The organism is Taklimakanibacter albus (assembly GCF_016595235.1).
Taxonomy (GTDB): Bacteria; Pseudomonadota; Alphaproteobacteria; order Rhizobiales; family Aestuariivirgaceae; genus Taklimakanibacter; species Taklimakanibacter albus.
The window spans coordinates 2,063,002-2,084,487 of record NZ_JAENHL010000008.1; the positions used below are offsets into that span (position 1 = coordinate 2,063,002).

Genomic DNA, 21,486 nt, shown 5'->3' on the forward strand with positions numbered 1-21,486 from the left:
GCCCATCTTGACATAATTAGTTTCAGATGCAACTATTAGATAGTTGCATGTAAAACTATTATGATGGAGGCGCCGATGAAGAGCGCGATCCTTGCCGGCTATATGCCGGGCTTCGGCAACGATTTCGAAACCGAGGCGCTCACCGGCGCCCTGCCCTCCGGCCAGAACTCGCCGCAGCGTTGTGCTTATGGGCTCTATGCCGAGCAATTGTCGGGCTCGCCCTTCACCGCACCGCGCGGCATCAATGAGCGCTCCTGGCTCTATCGCATCCGCCCTTCCGTCAAACATACGGGGCGCTTCACCAGGACGGATATTCCCTTCTGGAAGACCGCCCCTTGTCTCGACGAGCATGACCTCGCCATCGGGCAATTGCGTTGGGGGCCGCCGCCGATGCCCAATGCGGCGACGACTTTCGTCACCGGCATCCGCACCATGACGACGGCGGGCGACGTCAATACCCAGACCGGCATGGCGGCCGCGGTCTTCCTCGTCAACCGCTCGATGGAAGATGAATATTTCTTCAATGCCGATGGCGAGATGCTGGTGGTGCCGCAATCGGGGGGCTTGCGCTTCTGGACCGAGCTCGGCCGCATCGACGTCACGCCCGGCGAGATCTGCATCATCCCGCGCGGCATGAAATTCCGCGCCGAGCTTCTCGACGGTCCGGCGCGCGGTTATCTGTGCGAGAATTACGGCGCCAAATTCACGCTGCCCGATCGTGGGCCTATCGGCGCCAACTGCCTCGCCAATCCGCGCGATTTCAAGACGCCGGTCGCCGCCTTCGAAGACAAGGAGACGCCGTCCGAGCTCACCGTCAAATGGGGTGGCAAGTTCTATGTCACCAGGATCGGCCATTCGCCACTCGATGTCGTCGCCTGGCACGGCAATTACGCGCCCTATAAATATGACCTCAGAACCTTCTCACCGGTGGGCGCCATCCTGTTCGACCATCCCGACCCGTCGATCTTCACGGTGATGACGGCGCCTTCCGGCGAGGAAGGCACCGCCAATGTCGATTTCGTCATCTTCCCCGAACGCTGGTCGGTCGCCGAGCATTCCTTCCGCCCACCCTGGTTCCATATGAACATCATGTCGGAATTCATGGGGCTGATTTATGGGCAATATGACGCCAAGCCTGACGGCTTCGTGCCGGGCGGCATCAGCCTGCATAATTGCATGCTGCCGCATGGGCCCGATGCGACGGCCTTCGAAAAAGCCAGCACCGTCGAGCTGAAGCCGCACAAGCTCACCGACACGCTGGCTTTCATGTTCGAGACGCGTTTTCCGCAGCATCTCACTTCATATGCGGCGAGCGTCGAAACCCTGCAGACCGACTATATCGACTGCTGGGCGGGGCTGACCAAGAAATTCACAGGAGCACCATGAAGCTTGCATCGCTGAAGGATGGCAGCCGCGACGGCAAGCTCGTCGTCGTCTCACGCGATCTGACACGCGCCACCGAGGCCTTCAACATCGCCCCCACTCTCCAAAGAGCGCTGGATGATTGGGACCGGGTGGCGCCCAGGCTGACCGATCTCGCCGAGCAGCTCGAGCATGGGTCGGTGCCGTCCTTCCGTTTCCATGAACACGAATGCGCATCGCCCTTGCCGCGCGCGTTTCAATGGGCCGACGGTTCGGCCTATGTGAATCACGTCGAACTGGTGCGCAAGGCACGCGGCGCCGAGATGCCGGACAGCTTCTGGACCGATCCCTTGATGTATCAGGGCGGCTCGGATTCTTTCTTAGGCCCGCGTGATCCGATCACCATGGCGGACGAGGCCTGGGGCATCGACATGGAAGGCGAGGTCGCCGTGGTGACGGGCGATGTGCCGATGGGCATCTCGTCAAGCGACGCCCGCGCGCGCATCAGGCTCGTGCTGCTGGTCAATGACGTGTCGCTGCGTGGCCTGATCCCGGCTGAACTTGCAAAAGGCTTCGGCTTCTTCCAGTCGAAGCCCTCCTCCGCCTTCTCGCCGGTGGCGGTGACGCCCGATGAGCTGGGTGATGCGTGGGATGGGGCCAAACTCCACCTGCCGCTCCATGTCGATCTCAACGGCAAACCTTTCGGGCGCGTCGAGGCAGGTGAGGACATGACGTTCGATTTCGGCCAGCTCATCGCGCATGCGGCCAAGACGCGGCCACTTTGCGCCGGCTCGATCATCGGCTCGGGCACGGTGTCGAACAAGGATCCGGAGGGCCGGCGCGGTCATTCCTGCATCGCCGAATTGCGTATGATCGAGATGATCCGCGACGGGAAACCCAATACGCCCTTCCTGCGCTTCGGCGATGAGGTCCGGATCGAGATGATGGATCGAAGCGGCCATTCGATCTTCGGCGCGATCGCGCAGAAGGTGGAGGCGCCTCTGGCCCTTTCGACAAAAACTTTGTAAAAAGACTTGCGGCCGATCTCCTTTCGACATATTTATTGTCGAAAGGAGACGCCGTGAATATCCGTGACCTCATCGCCGCGACCCACATCACCGAACGCCAGATCCGCTACCTGATTTCGGAGGGGTTCATGCCGCCGCCCGACGGCGGAAGGGCGAATGCCAGCTACGGCCAGCAGCATCTCGATGCCATCCACCGCTACAACCGCCTCCGCGAGCTGGGATTTCCGCCCGCCGCCATCAAGCTGATGCTGGAGGCCAAGGAAGGCATCCCCTTTCCGGTCACGCCCGACGTCACCCTCACCATCGCCCCCGGACTGCTCAAGAGCGGGACCGATCCCCGCCCCATCGTCGCGGCGGTCCAGGCGCTTCTCGAAGACCTTCTCAAGGAGAGTCCCGATGCCGATCGCTAGCTCCGCCGTCCTCCATGATCCGCTGCAGATCTTTCTCGGGCGGCGCGCCGCCGCGCATCCCGTTCCGCTTTCCGGTACCGATTTCGATGTCGTCATCGACGGCGGCCTCGCCATCGTCACCACCACCCGCCTCTTCCGCAACACGGAAGAAAAACCGATCGAGGCCACCCTCACTTTTCCGATGCCGGTCCACGCGACGCTCTTCGATCTCCGGGTGAAGATCGCCGGCCGCGCGCTCATCGCCCGGGCGCAAATCCGCAACAAGGCGCGGTCGACCTATGAAGACGCCATCGAACGCGGCAAATCGGCGGTTCTCCACGAGGAAGTTCTGCGCGGCATCCATATGCTCTCGGTGGCCAATATTCCGGCCGGCGCGGAGATCGAGGTCAGGACGCAATGGGTCACGACACTTACCGTCGTTGCGGCCACGGGGCACTTACGCATCCCGGTCACCGTCGGCGATGTCTATGGCAGGTCGCCACTCGCCGAGTCGGATGATCTCAAAACCGGCGGCGCGCTTTTGTCCGGCACCCTCACGGTTCACGCCCCCGGCGCACAGGTTCGTCTCGCCGGCGGACCTCTCGCCGATGGAAGAGCGAAGCTTGTCCTGAACCGCCCGATCGATCTCGTCATCGATGGCTGGCGCTCAGGGACAGCGCGGGGAACAGCCGCCGATGGCCGCGCCGTGTCTCTCGCGCTGCTGCCGGCGCCCGCACCGGACGCCTCCCTGAACATCGCCATCCTGGTGGATCATTCAGGCTCCATGCGGGACCAGGTGCGCGCGGGCCGCGACGCCGCGAGCAAGCATGATCACGTCGTGGCGGCCCTGCGGAAGCTCGCCAATGGTCTGTCGCCCAACGATGCCGTCGATCTGTGGGAGTTCGACAGCCGCGTGCGCTGGGTCGGCACCGGCAGGCTCGGCCGGCTTATCGACCACCTCTCGGCGCCCGCGGGCGGAACGGAAATCGGCGCGGCCCTCACGGCGGTGATCCAGGGATCTGTCGCCGACAGCATCCTGCTGATCACCGACGGCAAAAGCCACGCGCTCGACGTGCAGGAACTGGCCCGCATGGGTCGCCCGATCAGCGTCGTGCTGGTCGGGGAGGACAGTCTCGAGGCCAATGTCGGCCATCTCGCCGCGCTGACCGGCGGCGACATCTTCGTGAGCGGCGGCGCTGATCTCGACGACCTTCTCGCGGCTTCACTCGGCAGCCTTCGCGGTGCCGGCCGCCGGACGGACCCGACGACCTTCCGGCGCTCCGGCATGATGGTGACGGTGAGCCATGACGTTTCTCCCACGGCCGGCGCGCCGGCCACCACGAGCCGCGCCGTGGCCGCCGCCGCGGCGAGCTTCCTGCTGCCGACCTTGAACGAGGCCGAAGCGGCCGAGCTCGCCGAACGCGAAGGCCTCGTGTCGCATCTGACCAGCCTGGTCCTGGTCGATGAAGCCGGCGTCACACAGGAGATGCTGCCCGGCCAGCGGCCGGTCGGCCTGCCGGCGCCCGCTCTGGCCGAGTCCGTCATGGACTTCGCCGAGCTGATGGCGCCCGCACCCGCCATGCTCATGCGCCGCCGCAGCGAGCGTGTCTCGACGAAGCTGGACCATCGGGAAACGACCAGAAGGCTCATCCTCAAGATGGACTGGGCGTCCGAGCCTGAGCGTCTTCTGGCCGGCGATCTCACGCAGCTTGCACCGGCGCTGCAGGAGGAGCTCAAGACACTGGCGCAGCGGGATGGCATGAAAGCGGCCGCCGCCGAGCTCGGCCTTACACCCTTGAAGTTGGTGATCGCTTTGCTCGCTTATCAGGCCGGCGAGGGCGGCGATCGCGCCGCCGCGCGCATCGCCCGCCGTTTGTTCGGGTTTACCAGCGCGGAACGCATTCGCGCGCTCGCCGCCCTCATCCGCACGTGATCGTGTCAGGCTTTCCCTTCTGCCGGACGGGCAGAAGGGAAAGACGCGGGAAGCCTTACAACAAGCCGTTGTCCTTCATGATCTGATCGGCATTTTCCTTCGTCACCGTCAGGGTGGGCAGCACGATCTTCTTTTCGATCTTCTCGCCATTGAGGAGCTTGATCGCCTGGCGCAGGCCTTCGGCGCCCGGTGTGGGATAGAGGAAGGTGGCCGCGAGCTCGCCATTGTGAACCCAGGTCACGCCTTCATTCGGCAGCGCGTCGACGCCGAGGAACTTGATCTCCTTCTCGCGCCCGACATCCTTGGCGGCGAGATAAGCGCCATAGGCCATGGGATCATTATGGCCATAGACCATGTCGATCTTCTCATGATTGCGCAGAGCGGTGGCCATGACGTCATAGGCCGCCGCCTGTTTCCAGTCCGCCGATTGCTGGTCGAGCAGATTTTCGATGCCCTTCTCCTTGTCGGTGAATTCATGGAAGCCATTGTGGCGGTCATGCGAGGCCTGGGTGCCGAGGCCGCCCCAGATCTCGACCAGCTTGCCCTTGGCGGCGCCCGCACCACCCAGCAGCTTCACCGCATGCTCGCCGGCGGCGCGCCCGATCACCACATTGTCGCCGCCGATGAATTGCGCGTACCGGTCGGTCTCGACATTGCGGTCGAGCACGATGACCGGGATTTTCGCGTCGATCGCCTGCTCGACGACGCCGGTCAGCCCCGCCGATTCCTTGGGCGAGATGAGCAGCGCGTTGATCTCCTGGCGGATGAGATTTTCGACATCTGCCACCTGCTTTTCGGTCTTGTCCTCGCCATCGGTGACGATGAGCTCGACTTCGGGGTGTTTCTTCGCCTCCGCCTCGATGTCCTTGTTGAACTGGACGCGCCAGGGCTCGATAGTGGTGACCTGCGAGAAGCCGATCTTCCACTTCGCCTGGGCCCGCGCGGGCGCAAAACCCTGCGGCAGATAGAGGGCCAAGGGCGCCCCGGCCGCCAGCATCGACACTTTGATAAAGTCACGGCGTTTCATGGGTCTTCCTCCTGTCATGACGATTTCTTGCCATTGTCCGGCTGCACCGCAGCCGACCCCGCTTGCGCCTTCCGGTCCTGGCTCTTCAGAGACCAGCGGCCGAACAGCCCGTCGAGATTGCGTTCCTGCACCAGCACGGTGACCACGATGATCAGACCCTTGAGCACGAGCTGGAGGTTGGAATTGATGTTGTGGAGCTGCAGGATATTGGAGAGCAGCCCGAAAATGAGCACGCCGACGATGGTGCCGGCGATGCTGCCGCGCCCGCCCATCAGGCTGGTGCCGCCGATCACCACCGCGGCGATCGCATCGAGCTCGAGGCCCGAGCCGGCATCGGGTTTGCCCTGGCGATATTGCGCCACATAGAGGATGCCCGCGATCGACGCGAGCATGCCGGAAAAAGCATAGACGGCGATCTTGACGCGCTCGACCTTGACGCCCGACAGCCGCGTCGCCTCCTCATTGCCACCGATCGCATAGACATAACGGCCGAAGGCGGTGAAACGCAGAAGGGCGGCATAGATGATCGCCGCAGCGATGAAGAAAAGGCCCGGCACCGGCGCCACGCCCCACAGCATGGAGCGCAGATTGTTGAAGTCGGCGGTGGCGTTGGAGCCCGGATAGACCGGCAGCACGGCGCTGTTCTGGCCGGCGGTGAGACGCGCGATGCCGAGCGCCGCCACCATCATTGCGAGCGTCACGATGAAGGGCTGAAGCTTCCCGCGCACGATGATGACGCCGTTGAGCGCGCCGAGAAGAAGGCCCAATGCCGGCACCACGAGCAGCACGGCGATGACGCCGAATTTGGTCGAGACCTGGCTCGCGGCATAAAGCCCGGCGAGGATCGCCGCGATGGCGCCGGCGGCGAGTGGGATCCAGATGCGGCGCAAGGGATCGAGTGTCACGGTTTCATGATGGCCGACAGCCGCATCGCCGCGCGCCAGATTGGTGAAAACGAAGCGCGTCAATCCGGCGAAGATCATGAACGCCACGAAAGCCAGCGCCGGCACCGCCATGGTGGCCGCCGGCGTCCAGCCTTCCTGGGTGAGCAGCATGCCGGTGACGACGGAGGCGAAAGCCATCAGCGAGCCGACCGACAGATCGATGCCGGCGATGAGAATGACGGTGGTCATGCCGACGGCGGCAAGGCCGATGATCGACACCTGGCGCAGCACGTCGGTGAGATTGCCGTAAGAGAGAAAGATGTTCTTGCCGCTCGAGGTTTCGGGCGAGAACAACACGCCGATGGCGAAGATCAGCACGAGGCCCCAATAGAGCTTGGTCGCCGACAAAGTGCGCCACAACGTCATGACGGCAGATCCTCCAGAGCCATGGTCGCATCGCGATGGCCGCGCGCGGCGAGGCGCATGATCGCCTCCTCGCTCGCTTGCGCGCGGCTGAGAATGCCTTGCGGACGCCCTTCGCTCATCACCAGGACGCGGTCCGACAGATGAAGTAATTCCGGCAGCTCCGAGCTCACCACGATGACGGCCAAACCATCGCGCGCCAGCCCTAAAATGAGGTCATGGATCTCCTGCTTGGCACCGACGTCGATGCCGCGCGTCGGCTCGTCGAGCAGCAGCACCCGCGGCCGCGTCTCCAGCCATTTGCCGAGCACGATCTTCTGCTGATTGCCGCCGGACAAAGTGGCGCTCTTCTGCCGCGGACTGCGGCAGGCAATGGCGAGATTGCGGATCTGACGCGTGGCGGCCAGTTCTTCGCGCGTCACGCGTCTGAAGCCGAAACGTGACAGCTCGGCGAAAGACGGCAAAGCGATATTGTCCGATATCGTATCGGCGAGAACGAGGCCCTTGAGCTAGCGGTCTTCCGGCACGAAAGCGAGACCCAGGGCCCGCGCCCGCTGCGGCGAGGCGATGACAACCGGCTTGCCGGCGAGCCTGATCTCACCACCGCTCTGTCCGCTGCCTGCGCCGAAGATCGTCTCGAGAATCTCGGTGCGGCCGGAGCCCAACAAGCCGCCAATGCCGAAGATCTCGCCTGGCCTGACGGCAAAGCTGACATTGTCGATGACACGTTTGGCGCCGCGCCGCGTCATGACGTCGAGCCACAGGCCCTTCACCGCCAGGACAGGCTCTTCCGCTTTGATCTCATGGAGCTGGCGCGCCGAGGTCACCTCGCGGCCGACCATGGCGGTGATGATGCTCGCGTGGGTGAGATCCTCTATTGGAGCAGTGAGGACATGGCGTCCGTCGCGCAGGATCATGACCTGATCGGCGAGCGCCATGATCTCGTCCATGCGATGCGAGATATAAATGACGGCCACGCCTTCCGCGGCGAGGCGGCGGACGATGGCGAACAACGTCTCGGTCTCGCCGGGCGACAATGCCGATGTCGGCTCATCCATGATCAGGATGCGGGCGCCGACCGAAATCGCCTTGGCGATCTCGACGAGCTGCTGCTCGCCGATGCGCAGCCGGCCGAGCTGCGCCGCGGGATCGATGCGGATGCCGAGCTCGACCAGGAGCTTGCCGGCGGCGGCGCTAAGCGCCTTGCGGTCGACCAGCAGGCCGAAGCGCATCGGCTCGCGGCCGAGATAGATATTTTCCGCGACGGTGAGCCCCGGAACGAGATTGAGCTCCTGATGGATGATGGCGATGCCGCGGCGCTCGGCGTCGCGCACGCCGGTGAAACGGACGGGCGCGCCCGACAGCGCGATCTCGCCGTCATATTCCTCATGGATGCCGGCGAGGATCTTCATCAGCGTCGACTTGCCGGCGCCGTTCTCGCCGACGACGGCGAGGATCTCGCCTGCCTTCAAGTCGAGCGACACATCCTGGAGCACGCGTGCCGGACCAAAACTCTTGCCGATGCGCCGGACGCGCAGGAGGCCGTCGGCCGCTTCCGCGCCGGCGGTCAGTATTTGCGCGGGCAGCGTGGACACCGGCATTCCACAAGATCATGCAAGTCCTGAAGGAAGCCGATCACCTCCGTCATTCCAGACCGGTGAGATCTGAAATGTTCGTGATCGGGACCCGAGGCCGGTTCCGCCACTTGTTCCTCCCGTCTGATCTGACTAATATTCTAGTTATATAGGATGTATCTCAAGGGACGGTTTGCCTGTCAAGATGCCGGCATGGCATACGGAACCTTGGGGATTGGGTGAGAGAGAACGTGGACGGCACGACAGCACGAGCGCGACGGAAGCTTGCCCCGAAGCTTGCGGCCCGCGATTCCGCCAGCGCCTCGGTGAGCGAGCGCATCTATGTGGAGCTGAAGGCCGCCATCGTCGCCGGCACGCTGCCGCCGGGCGCCGCCATCGACAAGAACGACATCCGCGGGCGCTTTCATGCCTCGCTTTCGCCCGTGACCGCCGCGATCAGCCGGCTCGGTTACGAGAAGCTGGTGGTCATCGAGCCGCAGCGCGGCTCCTTCGTGGCGCCGATCGTCTTCGACGACATCCTGCAATTCATGGGGCTCCGTCGGGCGCTCGAAGTCGAAGCCGTGTGCGAGACGACGAAGAATCCACCACCCGATCTCGGGCAGCTTCTGGCGCGCAATCTCGCTTATCAGGAAGCGGCGCGCGGCGTCGCCGATCTCACCCGCTTCTACGAGCTCGATGTCGAATTCCATCGCGTCATCATCGAGGCGAGCGGCCTGTGGAAATTCAACATGGTGCTGGACGAGATCCGCGCCCATCTCGACCGGGTGCGCCTGCTGATGCTGCCGGTGCGCGGCCGCATGGCGGGCACGCTCGATGAGCATCGCGCCATCGCCGCGGCGATCGCCTCACGCTCGGTTGCCAAGGCCGAGGACGCGATGCGCAAGCATCTCGAACGCGTGGACCAGGAATTCCGCAGCTTCGCCGCACAAAATCCGAAGCTGGTCAGGAAGGGGTAAGTACGTTCATCCTATCTCGCACGCGCCCTCCTCCCGTCATCCCGGCGAAAGCCGGGATCCAATAGGCCAGCGCAACCACGGCGAACGGCAGCCGGTTCTTTCTATTCAATGGATCCCGGCTTTCGCCGGGATGACAATATTGAGTGTCTACATCCCCCAGCGCAGGCCCGGCGTGTGCACCGGGGCGTCCCAGAAGGATATCATCTCCTCATCGAGCGCCGTCACCGTGAGCGAGCAGCCGGCCATGTCGAGCGAGGTCACATAGGAGCCGACCAGCGAGCGCGCGATCTTCACGCCGCGCCGCGCCAGGGCGCCGGCCGCGGCGTGATACATGAGATAGAGCTCCATCGCCGGCGTACCGCCGAAGCCATTGACGAACAGCAGAACGGGAGAGCTCTTCGCCGCCTCGAGATCGGCCAGGATGGCGACGATCATCTCCTCGGCGATGGCGTCGGCCGGCATCAGCTTCACGCGCCGCCGTCCCGGCTCGCCATGGATGCCGACGCCCATTTCCATCTCATCGTCGCCCAGCGAGAAAGTCGGTTTGCCGGCGGCGGGAACGGTGCAGCTGGTCAGCGCGATCCCCATCGAGCGTGAGCGCTTGTTGACCTTTTCGCCCAGGCTTTTCAGCGTCTGAAGATCCTGGCCCGTTTCCGCGGCGGCGCCGACGATCTTCTCGACCACCAGCGTGCCGGCGACGCCACGCCGTCCCGTCGTATAGAGTGAATCTTCCACCGCGACATCGTCATTGGTGATGACGGTTTCGATATCACGGCCGGCCATCTCCTTCGCCATCTCGAAATTCATGAGGTCGCCCTCATAGTTCTTGACGATGAAGAGAACCCCTGCGCCCTGGTCGACCGCTTCGGCGGCGGCGATCATCTGGTCGGGGGTCGGCGAGGTGAAGACCTGGCCCGGACAGGCCGCATCGAGCATGCCATGGCCGACGAAGCCGCCATGCAGCGGCTCATGGCCGGAGCCGCCGCCTGAAATCAGCGCCACCTTGCCGCCTTTCAGCGACTTGCGGCGGATGAATTTGCGCTCCTCGTCCAATTGCACCAGATCGGCGTGGGCTGCTGCGAAGCCGTCGAGGCTTTCGGCCAAAACATTCGCGACATCGTTGATGAGCTTCTTCATCGGCATTTCCCCTCAAATCGGTTTGATCTCGGCCAGCGCCGCCTTCACCCGCGCGATCGAGGCCGGCGACACGGAAAGCGTTCGTAAACCCGCGGCGATGAGCGCCGCAAGATGCCTGGGCTCGCTTGCCATGTCGCCGCACAGGCTGACGGAAATGCCCCGCTCGCGGCCATAATTTGCAACATGGGCGATGAGGCGCAGCACGGCCGGATGCGCCGGATCGCCCAAGGCAGCGACGGAAGCCTCGTCCCGGCCCGCCGCCATCACATATTGGGTGAGATCGTTGGATCCGATCGAGAAGAATGCCGCCTTGGCGAGGAGCTCAGGCGCCACCGCCACCGCCGGCACTTCCACCATGATGCCGAGCGGCGGGCGTTTCGCCGCGACGCCGTCGCGCGCCAGATCGGCCATGACCTGATCGAGAAGCACCGCCGTTTCGTCGAGCTCAGCTGAGAGCGTGATCATCGGCACCATGATCTTGAGATTGCCATGCGTGGCGGCCCGCGCCAGCGCGCGCAATTGCGCCGTGAACACGTCCTTGCGCTGAAGCGTCAGACGCACGCCGCGCAGTCCCAGAAACGGATTACGCTCGCCTTCCGGCGTCAGGCCTTTGACCGGCTTGTCGCCGCCGATATCGAGAGTGCGGATGGTGACCGGCTTGTCGCCCGCCCAGTCGAGGAGGCGGCGATAAGCGCGATATTGCGTCTCCTCGTCCGGCAGAGGCCGGCCGTCACGAAACAGGAATTCCGAGCGCATCAGGCCGATGCCGTCGCAATGGCCGGGATCGAGAACCGCAAGCTCTTCCGGCTCGGCGACATTGATCAGAAGCTCGATCCGGCTGCCGTCTCCGAGGCGCGCCGGCCGATCGAGAAAGGGCGCCTCGCGGTCGCGCCGGGCGCTGAGCGCGTCGGCCTTCGCCGACCAGAGCCGCTTCTGCGGCGCGTCCGGGCTCAGGACGAGAAGGCCCGCCGCGCCGTCGATCGCCGCTTCGGAATGGCCGTCGCGGATGATGTCGCCGAGGCCGACGACCATCGGCACGCCGCGGGCGCGCGCCAATATCGCGACATGGCTCGAGGGACTGCCCTGGCGCAAAGCGATGGCGCCGCCCTTCGACCAGTCGGCCTCGAGAAAAAGCGAGGGTGGAACATCGTCGCCGATCAGGATGGCGCCGGCTTGCGATCCGAGGCCGCCTGTGCCGCTCAACTGGCGCAGCACACGGTCGCGCATGTCTTTCAGGTCGGTGGCGCGGGCGCGGAAATAGTCGTCATCCGACATTTCATAACCGACGATCTCGGCATCGACAGTCTTGCGCCAGGCAATGTCGGCGGGCTTTCCCTGCCCGATCAGATCGCGCGCCGGCGCCAGCAACGCATCGTCTTCGAGAAGGGCGATCTGGAAGGCCAGCATCTCGGCACCCTCGCCTTCGGCAATGGCGACCAGCGCACCGAGGCCGGCAATGGCGGCAGCGACCGCGGCGTCGAAGTCCCGGCGCTCGATGGCCGGATCACCCGACGCTTGGCGCACGGCGTCGGCGGTGCTCAGGAAAAACACCGGCCCGGCGAAAATACCGTCCGAAGCCGGCCTGCCTTTGAGCTCAACCGGATGCCGCATGCGCCCTGTCCTCGTCGAAGTCGCGCTCGACCAGGCCGGCCAGCGCCGTGACGGCGGCGGCCGCATCGCCACCGCTCGCGCGCAGGTAAAGCGTCGAATCCTGCTTCGCCTTCATGGCCATGACCTTGACGATGCTCTTGGCGTCGATCCACGGTCCTTCCGGCGTGCCGGCGATCTGCACGGTGGCGGCGAAAGTCTTGGCGAGCTGGGTGAGCTTGACCGAGGGCCTGGCATGCAGCCCGACCTTGTGGCGGATCACGACGGATGACGATGTCCAGTCGGTCATTGCGGCGACAGCTCCTCGGCGGTGCGGCGGACATCCTCGAGCGAGCCGCCGCCCGAAGCCTCGGTCGCCGCCATCACGGCGCCTTCGACGATCGGCGCATTGCAGATCACCACCTTGCCTTGCCGACCGGCATCGAGCAATTCGACCGCCATTTCGCTGTTGGTTTCGGCGCCGCCCAGATCGACCAGAATGGCGACGCCCTTGTCCGACCAGGCCTCATCGATCGCCTTCAGGATCTTGGCGACATCGGTGCCGAGGCCGCCTTCGGGATTGCCGCCGCAATAGGCCAGCGGCACGGTATCGCCCACCATCTGGCGTACCATGTCGGCGGTGCCGCGCGCCACATCGATCGAATGCGAAACGATGACGATGCCGACTTTATCTTTCATGCTTCATCCCTCATCCAAATTTGGCGCGTGATCAGACGGAAAACCGGCATCCACTTTTCCTGATCACGCGCAGGCCTCAAGTTCATCACATAGCGTGGTGATCATCAACTCACTCGAACGGGCGCCCGGATCCATATGGCCGATGGAGCGCTCGCCGAGGAAAGACGCCCGGCCTTTGATGGCTTTCATCGGCACGGTCGCTTCCGCCCGCTGATGGGCAAGGGCGCGCACGCTGGCGAAGGTGGCGGTGCCGTCGCCCAGATGCCGGGCAACGGGGCCCAGCACGTCGAGCATCGTCTTGTTGTCGAAATCGGCCTTGCCGCGCGCCTTGATCGCCTCGACCGCGGCGGTGAGCGCCCGCGCCAGATCGGCCAGCGTCGGATCTTCCGGCAACTCCTTGCCGAGCGTCAGAAACAAGGTGCCATAGAGCGGGCCCGAGGCGCCGCCCACTTTCATGACCAGCGTCATGCCGATGGCCTTCAGCGCTTCCGGCAGCGGCTTGGCAAGAATATTCGCCTTGTCGGCCAGCACCGCCTCGAAGCCGCGTTTCATATTGAGCCCGTGATCGGCATCGCCAATGGCCGAATCGAGCGCGGTCAGTTCTTCCGCCTGGGCGATGATGCGCGCCGCCACCCCCTCCAGCAATCGGCCAAGATCCGGCTTCATTCAGGCACTCCTCACTCGCAAGCCCTGGGCATCGAAATAAAGCGGCTTCGTCAGGCCGACCGCAACCCGGTCACCGGATTTGAACGGCGTATCGGGCGGCGTCAAGGTGGTGATCCGATGGGCGCCGAGCCGCACATGCAGATGATTCTGGTCACCCAGATGTTCTACCCATTCGACCACGGCCTCGCCACCTCCGTCCTTGCGCAGATCCAGATGCTCGGTGCGGGCCCCGACCGTCACCGCCCCCACAGGCAATGCGCCATTGGGGAGGAGCCCCGCCGGCAGCACATTGATCTGCGGCTGGCCGAAACGCTGGGCGACATAAAGCGTCACCGGATCCTCATAGATCTGGCGCGGCGAGCCCACCTGGATGAGCCGGCCCTTGTCGATCACGCCGATCCGGTTGGCCATGGTCATGGCCTCGATCTGGTCATGCGTCACATAAAGAATGGTGGCGCCCAGATCCTGCTGGATGCGTTTGAGCTCAACCCTGAGGTCGCCGCGCAATTTCGCATCGAGCGAGGAGAGCGGCTCGTCCATCAGATAGACCGAGGGCTTGCGCACCAGCGCCCGGCCGATGGCGACGCGCTGCATCTCGCCGCCCGACAGCTGCGTCGATTTGTTGGCGAGCTTGTGGGCGATGCGCAAGAGCGACGCCACCTCCTCAACGCGCTTGCGGATCTCGGGCTCGGAAACCCGCCGCGCCGGGCTGCGCAACGGAAAGGCCAGATTGTCGAAGACGCTTAAGTGCGGATAGAGCGAATATTGCTGGAAAACGAAGGTGACGTCGCGCGCCGCGGGCTCGAGATCCGCGGCATTGTGGCCGTCGATCCATACCTCGCCCTGATCGGGCTTTTCGAGACCAGCGACGATACGCAAGGCCGTCGTCTTGCCTGCCCCGGTGGGTCCGACGAGCACGGTGAGCTCGCCGTCGGCGATGTCGAGCGTCAGGCCATCGATCGCCGTCACGGACCGGAAGTGTTTGGTGACAGTGCGCAGCGCGATATCAGCCATGGGCCGCTCCGTCATGCAGGGCCGATCTGAGCGCGCGGCCTGAGCTTTTGTCGAACAGCGACAGCCGGTCGCTCAGGAAAGCGAGGCCCACCTGCTCACCGCTCTCGACGCGCAGGCTCGCCGGCACTTTCACCTTCACCCGTCCCTGCGCGACCTTCACCGTCACGATCTGCATGGTGCCGAGATATTCGGTGCCGAAGACCTCGCCGCGATAGTCGGACGCATCATCGAAGCGGATATGCTCGGGCCGTGCGCCCAGCACCAGCTCCTCCCCCGGCGCATCCTCGCGCATCTCGGGGATGGCGATGCCTGAGCCCGCGACCTCGAGCCGTGCCGCACCTTTGCCGAGACGCCCCGTCAGCGGAATCAGGTTCATCGCCGGCGAGCCGACGAAATCGGCGACGAACAGGGTGGCCGGTCGGTCATAGATCTCCTGCGGCGAGCCCAACTGCTCGACCCGGCCATTGTTCATGATGGCGATCCGGTCAGCCATCGACATGGCCTCGAGCTGATCATGCGTCACATAGACGGTGGTGGCCTTGATGCGCTCATGCAGATGGCGCAGCTCCGCGCACATCAGGTCGCGGAATTCCGTGTCGAGGGTGCCGAGCGGCTCGTCCATCAGGAAAGCGAGCGGCCGGCGCACGATGGCGCGGCCCAGCGCCACGCGCTGGCGGTCGCCGCCGGCGAGGCCCGACACCGGCTTGTCGAGGAGATGGTCGATACGCAGCAGCCTCGCCGTCTCCTCGACGCGCGCCTTGATTTCGCGCGCCGGCACGCTTTGGCAGACAAGCGGGAAGCCGATATTGCGGCGCACATTCATATGCGGATAAAGCGCGAAGAGCTGGAACACGAAAGCGATGTCGCGCTCGGAGGCGCGCTTGAAGGCGACATCCTCGCCGCCGAGCAGGATGCGCCCCGAGGTTGGCAGTTCGAGGCCGGCGATCATCCGCAAGGTCGTCGTCTTGCCGCAGCCCGACGGCCCGAGCAGGCAGAAGAAAGAGCCGTCCGCGATGGTGAAGCTTTCGCCTTTGACGGCGGTGAAGTCGCCGAAGGATTTATGCAGGTTTTCGACGCGGATCTCAGCCATCAGCTTGCTCTCTGTCCGTTCCCGTCATGGCCGGCCCCTTCTCCTATTCGTCATGGCCGCCCTTGAGGCGGCCATCCAGTCCAGCCGCCACTCAGCCATTGCGCGGAGGGGCTGGATGGCCGGGTCAAGCCCGGCCATGACGAGGTGGGGAGGGTGAGGATAACTGATGATTCCATGTGAGAGCTTCGCCATCGGCCTATTCCGGAAATTTCGACACGATGACGAACATGACGGTCCCCGCGAGCATGGTGGCGAAGGACCAGGTGTAGAGCGTCAGCGACAGAGGCTGCATCAGCATCAGCACGCCCGCCGCGATGACGAGGGTCGCGAGATTTTCCCAGGGGCCGCGGCGAAAGCGCATGAAACGGTTCAGAAGATCGCTCATTTGCGCACCGCGCCGAAGGTGATGCCGCGCAGGAGATGCTTGCGCAGCAGCACGGTGAAGACGAGCAGCGGCACCAGGAACAATGTGGTGCCGGCGCCGACCGCCGGCCAGTCCATGCCGCCCTCGCCGATGATGGTCGGGATGAAGGGCGGCGCGGTCTGCGCCTCGCCGGAGGTGAGCAGCACCGCGAAGGCATATTCGTTCCAGGCGAAGATCAGGCAGAAGATCGCGGTGGCGGCGATGCCGGTCGCGGCCTGCGGCAGCACGACCTTGAAGAAGGCATGCAGCCGCGTATAGCCGTCGATCATCGCCGCCTCCTCATATTCGCGGGGAATCTCGTCGATGAAGCCTTTGAGCAGCCAGACGGCGAGCGAGACGTTGACCGCGGTATAGAGCAGGATCATGCCGAGCGCGGTGTCGGAGAGGCCGAGCTTGCGGTACATGAGATAGATGGGAATGGCGACCGCGATCGGCGGCATCATACGGGTCGACAGGATGAAGAACAGGAGATCGTCGGCAAGCGGGATGCGGAAGCGCGAGAAGGCATAGGCCGACAGCACGCCGAGCGAGACGGCAAAGAAGGTCGAGCCGAAGGCGATGACGAGCGAGTTCCAGAAGCGTGGCACATAGTTGGAGGGCCCCGCGATCACCATGTCGCGCTTGCGGGTGATCTCGTCACAGATCGTCTGCGGCGGGCCCAGCGACTGGATATACTCTTGGGTCTGCCGCGTGCGGGTGGTGAAGAGATTGCAGTAGCCTTCGAGCGATGGCGCGAAGACGATCTTGGGTGGGTAGGCGATCGAATCGGGCGGCGTCTTGAAGCCGGTCATCAGGATCCAGGCGAGCGGGATCATCGAGACGAGCGCATAGAGGATCACGATGGCGCCGGCGATCCGCTTCGACAAGGGCGAAGGCGCGACGACAGAGTGTGCGGTGGTCAAGGCCTGGCTCATCTCTGCTTCACCCGGTTGAGCGCCTTCACATAGATATTGGCGAGGCCGAAGACGGCGACGAAAAGAATGATGGCGAAGGCCGAGGAATAGCCGGTCCGCCATTTCTCGAAGGCCTCGCGCTTGAGCGTGATCGAGGCGACCTCGGTGGTCGAGCCCGGACCACCGCCGGTCAGGAGATTGACCATGTCGAACATCTTGAAGTTTTCGATGCCGCGGAACAGAACCGCGAGCATGATGAAAGGCAGCGCCATGGGCAGCGTGATCGACCAGAATTGCCGCCAGAGCGAGGCGCGATCGACCTCGGCCGCCTCATAGATGTAATCGGGAATGGAGCGAAGCCCGGCGAGGCAGATCAGCATCACATAAGGCGTCCACATCCAGGTATCGACGATGATGATCGACCAGGGCGACAGGTTGACCGAGCCCAGCATTTCAAAGGAAGAAGGCTCGATGCCGGTGAAGAAGGAGACGATGCTGTTGAAGAGCCCGATCTGCGGCTGATAGAGGAACTTCCAGAAATTGCCGACCACCGCCGGCGACAGCATCATCGGAACGAGGATGATGGTCGTCCAGAAGGCGTGGCCGCGGAATTTGCGGTCGATGAGATAAGCGAGGCCGAAGCCTATCAGCGTCTGCAGCAGGATGGTCCAGAAGACGAAATGCGCCGTCGCCTGCATCGCCGCCCAGACATCGGGCGAGCCCAATATGTCGCGATACCATTTCGTGCCGACATAGGTGATCGGCCGGTTCGGGCGATTAGCCTGATAGTTGGTGAAGGAGAGATAGATCGTCCAGATCAGCGGAAAGATGTTGATGGCGAGCAGGAGGACCATGGTCGGCGCGATGAAAGCCCATGCGATCGCCTTGTCGGAAAGACCGCGGATGCGCCGCGTCCTTGCGGGTGCGGTGATCCTCCGCAATGTTCCTTCCTCGGTGCTGGCCATGGTCATTTCCGCACGCTCGTTGAAATCCCGCTCAACCGTCACCCCGGCGAAAGCCGGGGCCCATTGAACCGGTGCAGCTTGAAGAGCGCCGCCCGGTTCTTTCACTTGAATGGGTCCCGGCTTTCGCCGGGATGACAGCCGTACTGTTGCTAGTTGTTGATCTTGCCTTCTTCCTTGAAGGTCTCGGTCCAGTCGACGATCAGCTTGTCGAGCGCCTCCTTGGCGGTGCCCTGGTCGGCGACGACATAGTCATGCAGGCGTTTCTGCATGGCCTGGAGGAGCGAGGCATAAGCGGGCTCCTGCCAGAAGTCCTGAACCCCCGCCATCGCTTCGAGGAACTGGCCGGCGAAGGGCTGCGAGTCCTTGAAGGACGGGTCGTTCAGCACCGCGTTCAGGCAGGAATAGCCGCCGAGCGACCACCACTTCTTCTGCACATCGGGCTGCGCAAACCATTTGATGTAAGCGAGCGCGCCGTCCATGTTGTCGGTATTGGCGACGACCGAGATGCCCTGGCCGCCGAGCGTCGAGGCGGCGACCTTCTGGGCCGGATTGACGAAGAAGCCGACATGCTCGCCGCCGACCTTCTCGTCCTTGTACATGCCCGGCATGAAAGCGAACCAGTTCATCATCATGGCGACCTGGCCCGATTTGAACGCGTCGAGGCCCTCGCCCATATAGCTGTCGGTGTAGCCGGGCGGCGTGCAGCATTTGTAGAGCGACTTGTAGAATTCGAGACCCTTGACCGCGTCATCCGAGTTGACGGCGCCTTCCATGCGGTAGGAGCCGGGCTCCGTCTCATATTTGAAACCGAAGGAATAGAGCGCCGAGGTGGCGCCCATGGTGATGCCTTCCGACGCCCGCTCGGTGAAGATCGCCGCGCCATAGACCTTCTTGCCGTCGATGTCGCGGCCCTGGAAGAATTCCGCCACTTGCTTGAGCTCGTCCCAGGTTTTGGGGACGCTGAGATCGCGGTTGTATTTCGCCTTGAACTCGGCCTGAAGCTCGGGCCTCGCGAACCAGTCCTTGCGGTAGAACCAGCCATTGGCGTCGCCCATCGCCGGCAGCGCCCAGTAATTCGGCGTGCCCTTGGGCCAGGTCGAATAGGCATAGACGGTCGCCGGCGCGAAGTCCGACATCTTGATTCCTTCCTTGTCGAAGAAATCATTGAGCTTCACGTAATTGCCGTTCTCGGCGGCGCCGCCGATCCATTGCGAGTCGCCGATCAGCAGGTCGCAGAGCTTGCCGCCCGAATTCATCTCGTTGAGCATGCGGTCGGCGAAATTCGGCCAGGGCACGAATTCGAATTTCATGGTGATGCCGGATTGCTTCTCGAAATCCTTGGAGAGTTCGACAAGCGCGTTGGCCGGGTCCCAGGCGGCCCAGCACAAGGTCAGATCCGCGGCTTCGGCCTTCGACTGGCCGACGGCGGCGACAAAAGCGGCGAGACCCAGCGCCGCTGCAGGCTTCAGCAATGTCTTCATGAGGTTTCTCCCGTTTTCATCCGCATCCGGGCGCCGGATGGCGACCCGTCATGCGCTCCGGCCGTGACCCGCAGAGGCACACGGCCGAATTCTTGTTTAGTTATTTTGTTTATTGATATTCCAATTACTAAACAATGCAAGCGGGTAACAGTGCATATGCGAAGACATATCTGTTGCAGAGCGGGAAGATACTGAATTTATTGTTTAGTATTTGTTTAGCAAACGGGCCGCTGCGCTAAACTGGAAGCCGTCGCCTCTTGCCGGCCCTGTCGCTTCGCCGGAAATGCGGCGAGGCGGGAACGCGATCCGGTTTTCCCGCGTATATAGGGGTGAACCTTCAGCCGCCCGGAGTTCATACCCATGAAAACAGCCGTCGCCCTCGCCGCCATAGCCGCTCTTCTCGCCTTCGGCGGGACCAGCACAGACGCCGATGCCAAGGTCAAATATCGCGTGAAGGACAATTGGCGGCTCTCCTGCAATACGGCCCGCCACAAGGTGCGCGAAAAGGGCTACTCCCCCGTCAGGATCAAGAGCTGCGTCACCCCGGTCTATTCCTTCTACGCGATGAGGAAGGGCCGCACTTACATATTCCGCGTCGATCCGCGCACCGGTTTCCTCTGGCGGGAATGAGGGCTGTGGATATTTACCAAGAAAAACCGAATAAAAACACGCCGGTTGCCGAGCGGGGATGAAATGCGGATACTTTAGTTTGAAATCAGGGGGACCTGGGTTCGGGCGAGGCAACCTGCCGATGCGTCACTTTTGATTGCCTATTGTTCCGCGTTGTGCAATTAACACAAATTTCGTGGGTAAATTGCATCCAGCAAAGATCAGGGACGCCGGCTTCTCTACCTGGGATTGCAGCCTCGGGCGCAGGACGAAGTTTGCTACCGACGCCAGAGCCAAGCGGGGAAGACGGCTATGTCGAGTATCAAAAGAGCGGGGGCGGTTGCACCGACTTTGCGCAAATGGGTGGTGTTCCGGCAGTATCAGGACGACCCGCGCCAGCATGTCGATTATATCGAGAGCCTCGATGAGCTGGCGGCGCTGGTGGATGCCGGGCCCGATAGTGAGCGGATCTTCCATATCCGCATCGAGCTCAATCAGCTGCGCCAGAGAGTGTAGCCTTCACCGTGAACGGCAGAAGGCGCACCATGACGCTTACCGCCGAGCTGGTTGCGTTATGCGCGCGGCCGGAGGCCGATCGTGGCCCGGAGGCCAAATACGATTATTTCGACGATGATGATTATCGCCGGGCCGCCGCCGCTTTGCTGGCCGGCCGGCCTGCCGGACCCGTGTGGATCTTCGCCTATGGATCGTTGATCTGGAATCCCGAAGCGCATTATGCCGAGCAGCGGCGCGCCACGGTACATGGATGGCACCGCTCCTTCTGCATGAGCCTGACGCGCTGGCGTGGATCACCCGAGCAGCCCGGTCTCATGATGTGCCTCGATCGCGGTGGTGCCTGTGAAGGTGTCGCCTATCGCCTGACCGAGGGCGGCGAGGCACGCGAGCTCGACCAGCTCCTGCAGCGCGAGCTCGGCAGCCACGAGGCCATGGCGAGTGTCAGGTGGGTCAGCGCGAGGACCACGGAAGGTCCCCTTCGCGCCCTCGCCTTCTATGCGCGTCCCGACCGTCTCGACACCTATGTCGGCAAATGGCCGTTGCCCGAAGTCGCGAAGAATCTCGCGCGCGCCTGCGGCCATGCGGGCTCGACCGCCGATTATCTCTACCAGACCGTCACCAAGCTCGAGGCGCTCGGCATCCATGACCGCAATCTGTGGACGCTGCAGCATCTGGTGGCGCAGGAGATCATGCGGATGAGAGACAGCCGCGCGGCCACTGCCTGACAGCAGAATGATTACGTATAAGATTTAATGTTGCGGGTCCCTCCACATTTCCCTTCGCCCGTTGCAAAGCAATGGGAGAAGGT

21 protein-coding genes and 1 pseudogene are annotated in these 21,486 nt (G+C 63.5%); 8 read left to right on the top strand and 14 right to left on the bottom strand.

Features of this window, described 5'->3' with window-relative positions:
* Nucleotides 1-75: 75 nt before the first annotated feature.
* The 4 genes from hmgA to JHL16_RS32830 are packed head-to-tail and all read left to right on the top strand — an operon-like array spanning nt 76 to nt 4,712.
* Entirely contained in the window at nt 76-1,386 is a 1,311-nt protein-coding gene (gene hmgA / locus JHL16_RS32815; RefSeq protein WP_246771236.1) for a homogentisate 1,2-dioxygenase, read from the top strand.
* Nucleotides 1,383-2,390, top strand: coding sequence for a fumarylacetoacetate hydrolase family protein (locus tag JHL16_RS32820; RefSeq protein WP_200189045.1), 1,008 nt, complete (start codon nt 1,383-1,385; stop codon nt 2,388-2,390). The genes hmgA and JHL16_RS32820 overlap by 4 nt, the downstream gene beginning before the upstream one ends.
* A 53-nt stretch (nt 2,391-2,443) precedes the next feature.
* Nucleotides 2,444-2,800: a MerR family transcriptional regulator gene (locus JHL16_RS32825; RefSeq protein ID WP_200189046.1), complete on the top strand. Its 357-nt coding sequence runs from the start codon at nt 2,444-2,446 to the stop codon at nt 2,798-2,800.
* Nucleotides 2,787-4,712 (top strand): VIT domain-containing protein, encoded by a 1,926-nt coding sequence (locus tag JHL16_RS32830; RefSeq protein ID WP_200189047.1) that lies wholly within the window; start codon nt 2,787-2,789, stop codon nt 4,710-4,712. Before JHL16_RS32825 ends, JHL16_RS32830 begins: the two co-directional genes overlap by 14 nt.
* Before the next feature lie 55 nt (nt 4,713-4,767).
* Here JHL16_RS32830 and JHL16_RS32835 read toward each other — a convergent pair whose 3' ends face one another.
* The 3 genes and pseudogenes from JHL16_RS32835 to JHL16_RS32845 form a co-directional block, all read right to left on the bottom strand.
* Nucleotides 4,768-5,739 carry a substrate-binding domain-containing protein gene (locus JHL16_RS32835; protein WP_200189048.1) on the bottom strand — a complete coding sequence of 324 codons (972 nt, stop codon included), beginning with the start codon at nt 5,737-5,739 and terminating at the stop codon, nt 4,768-4,770.
* Nucleotides 5,740-5,753: 14 nt separating this feature from the next.
* Entirely contained in the window at nt 5,754-7,049 is a 1,296-nt protein-coding gene (locus JHL16_RS32840; protein WP_200189049.1) for an ABC transporter permease, read from the bottom strand.
* A pseudogene (locus tag JHL16_RS32845) lies at nt 7,046-8,647 on the bottom strand (sugar ABC transporter ATP-binding protein). Before JHL16_RS32845 ends, JHL16_RS32840 begins: the two are co-directional and overlap by 4 nt.
* A gap of 212 nt (nt 8,648-8,859) precedes the next feature.
* Here JHL16_RS32845 and JHL16_RS32850 point away from each other — a divergent pair.
* On the top strand, nt 8,860-9,597 hold the full coding sequence (locus JHL16_RS32850) for an FCD domain-containing protein (protein ID WP_200189050.1): 738 nt from the start codon (nt 8,860-8,862) through the stop codon (nt 9,595-9,597).
* Between the two features lie 147 nt (nt 9,598-9,744).
* On the opposite strand, the gene dhaK is transcribed toward JHL16_RS32850, so the two are convergent.
* The 11 genes from dhaK to JHL16_RS32905 all read right to left on the bottom strand — a co-directional run bounded on the left by dhaK (nt 9,745) and on the right by JHL16_RS32905 (nt 19,553).
* A complete protein-coding gene (gene dhaK, locus JHL16_RS32855) occupies nt 9,745-10,734 on the bottom strand; it encodes a dihydroxyacetone kinase subunit DhaK (protein ID WP_200189051.1) in 990 nt (329 codons plus the stop codon).
* 12 nt (nt 10,735-10,746) lie between these two features.
* On the bottom strand, nt 10,747-12,345 hold the full coding sequence (ptsP, locus tag JHL16_RS32860) for a phosphoenolpyruvate--protein phosphotransferase (protein WP_200189052.1): 1,599 nt from the start codon (nt 12,343-12,345) through the stop codon (nt 10,747-10,749).
* Nucleotides 12,329-12,631: an HPr family phosphocarrier protein gene (locus tag JHL16_RS32865; protein WP_200189053.1), complete on the bottom strand. Its 303-nt coding sequence runs from the start codon at nt 12,629-12,631 to the stop codon at nt 12,329-12,331. The genes ptsP and JHL16_RS32865 overlap by 17 nt, the downstream gene beginning before the upstream one ends.
* Nucleotides 12,628-13,020 (bottom strand): dihydroxyacetone kinase phosphoryl donor subunit DhaM, encoded by a 393-nt coding sequence (dhaM, locus tag JHL16_RS32870; RefSeq protein WP_200189054.1) that lies wholly within the window; start codon nt 13,018-13,020, stop codon nt 12,628-12,630. Before dhaM ends, JHL16_RS32865 begins: the two co-directional genes overlap by 4 nt.
* Nucleotides 13,021-13,083: 63 nt before the next feature.
* Nucleotides 13,084-13,686, bottom strand: coding sequence for a dihydroxyacetone kinase subunit DhaL (gene dhaL / locus JHL16_RS32875; RefSeq protein WP_200189055.1), 603 nt, complete (start codon nt 13,684-13,686; stop codon nt 13,084-13,086).
* The gene (locus tag JHL16_RS32880; RefSeq protein ID WP_200189056.1) at nt 13,687-14,700 is read right to left on the bottom strand and encodes an ABC transporter ATP-binding protein; all 1,014 of its coding nucleotides are present in this window, start codon (nt 14,698-14,700) and stop codon (nt 13,687-13,689) included.
* On the bottom strand, nt 14,693-15,790 hold the full coding sequence (locus JHL16_RS32885) for an ABC transporter ATP-binding protein (protein WP_200189057.1): 1,098 nt from the start codon (nt 15,788-15,790) through the stop codon (nt 14,693-14,695). The genes JHL16_RS32880 and JHL16_RS32885 overlap by 8 nt, the downstream gene beginning before the upstream one ends.
* Nucleotides 15,791-15,986: 196 nt before the next feature.
* Nucleotides 15,987-16,175 carry a hypothetical protein gene (locus tag JHL16_RS32890; protein WP_137860045.1) on the bottom strand — a complete coding sequence of 63 codons (189 nt, stop codon included), beginning with the start codon at nt 16,173-16,175 and terminating at the stop codon, nt 15,987-15,989.
* Nucleotides 16,172-17,128, bottom strand: a complete 957-nt coding sequence (locus JHL16_RS32895) for a carbohydrate ABC transporter permease (protein WP_200189058.1) — start codon at nt 17,126-17,128, stop codon at nt 16,172-16,174. Before JHL16_RS32895 ends, JHL16_RS32890 begins: the two co-directional genes overlap by 4 nt.
* Nucleotides 17,125-18,072: a carbohydrate ABC transporter permease gene (locus JHL16_RS32900; protein ID WP_246771238.1), complete on the bottom strand. Its 948-nt coding sequence runs from the start codon at nt 18,070-18,072 to the stop codon at nt 17,125-17,127. The genes JHL16_RS32895 and JHL16_RS32900 overlap by 4 nt, the downstream gene beginning before the upstream one ends.
* A gap of 149 nt (nt 18,073-18,221) precedes the next feature.
* Nucleotides 18,222-19,553, bottom strand: a complete 1,332-nt coding sequence (locus JHL16_RS32905; RefSeq protein ID WP_200189060.1) for an ABC transporter substrate-binding protein — start codon at nt 19,551-19,553, stop codon at nt 18,222-18,224.
* A gap of 360 nt (nt 19,554-19,913) precedes the next feature.
* Between JHL16_RS32905 and JHL16_RS32910 the strand changes: the two genes are divergently transcribed.
* From JHL16_RS32910 to JHL16_RS32920, 3 genes are all read left to right on the top strand, one after another.
* Nucleotides 19,914-20,183 (top strand): hypothetical protein, encoded by a 270-nt coding sequence (locus tag JHL16_RS32910; protein WP_200189061.1) that lies wholly within the window; start codon nt 19,914-19,916, stop codon nt 20,181-20,183.
* Nucleotides 20,184-20,474: 291 nt separating this feature from the next.
* Complete coding sequence (locus tag JHL16_RS32915; RefSeq protein WP_200189062.1) at nt 20,475-20,678, top strand: hypothetical protein; 204 nt, start codon at nt 20,475-20,477, stop codon at nt 20,676-20,678.
* Nucleotides 20,679-20,707: 29 nt separating this feature from the next.
* Nucleotides 20,708-21,403 carry a gamma-glutamylcyclotransferase gene (locus JHL16_RS32920; RefSeq protein WP_200189063.1) on the top strand — a complete coding sequence of 232 codons (696 nt, stop codon included), beginning with the start codon at nt 20,708-20,710 and terminating at the stop codon, nt 21,401-21,403.
* The last annotated feature ends 83 nt before the right edge of the window (nt 21,404-21,486 follow it).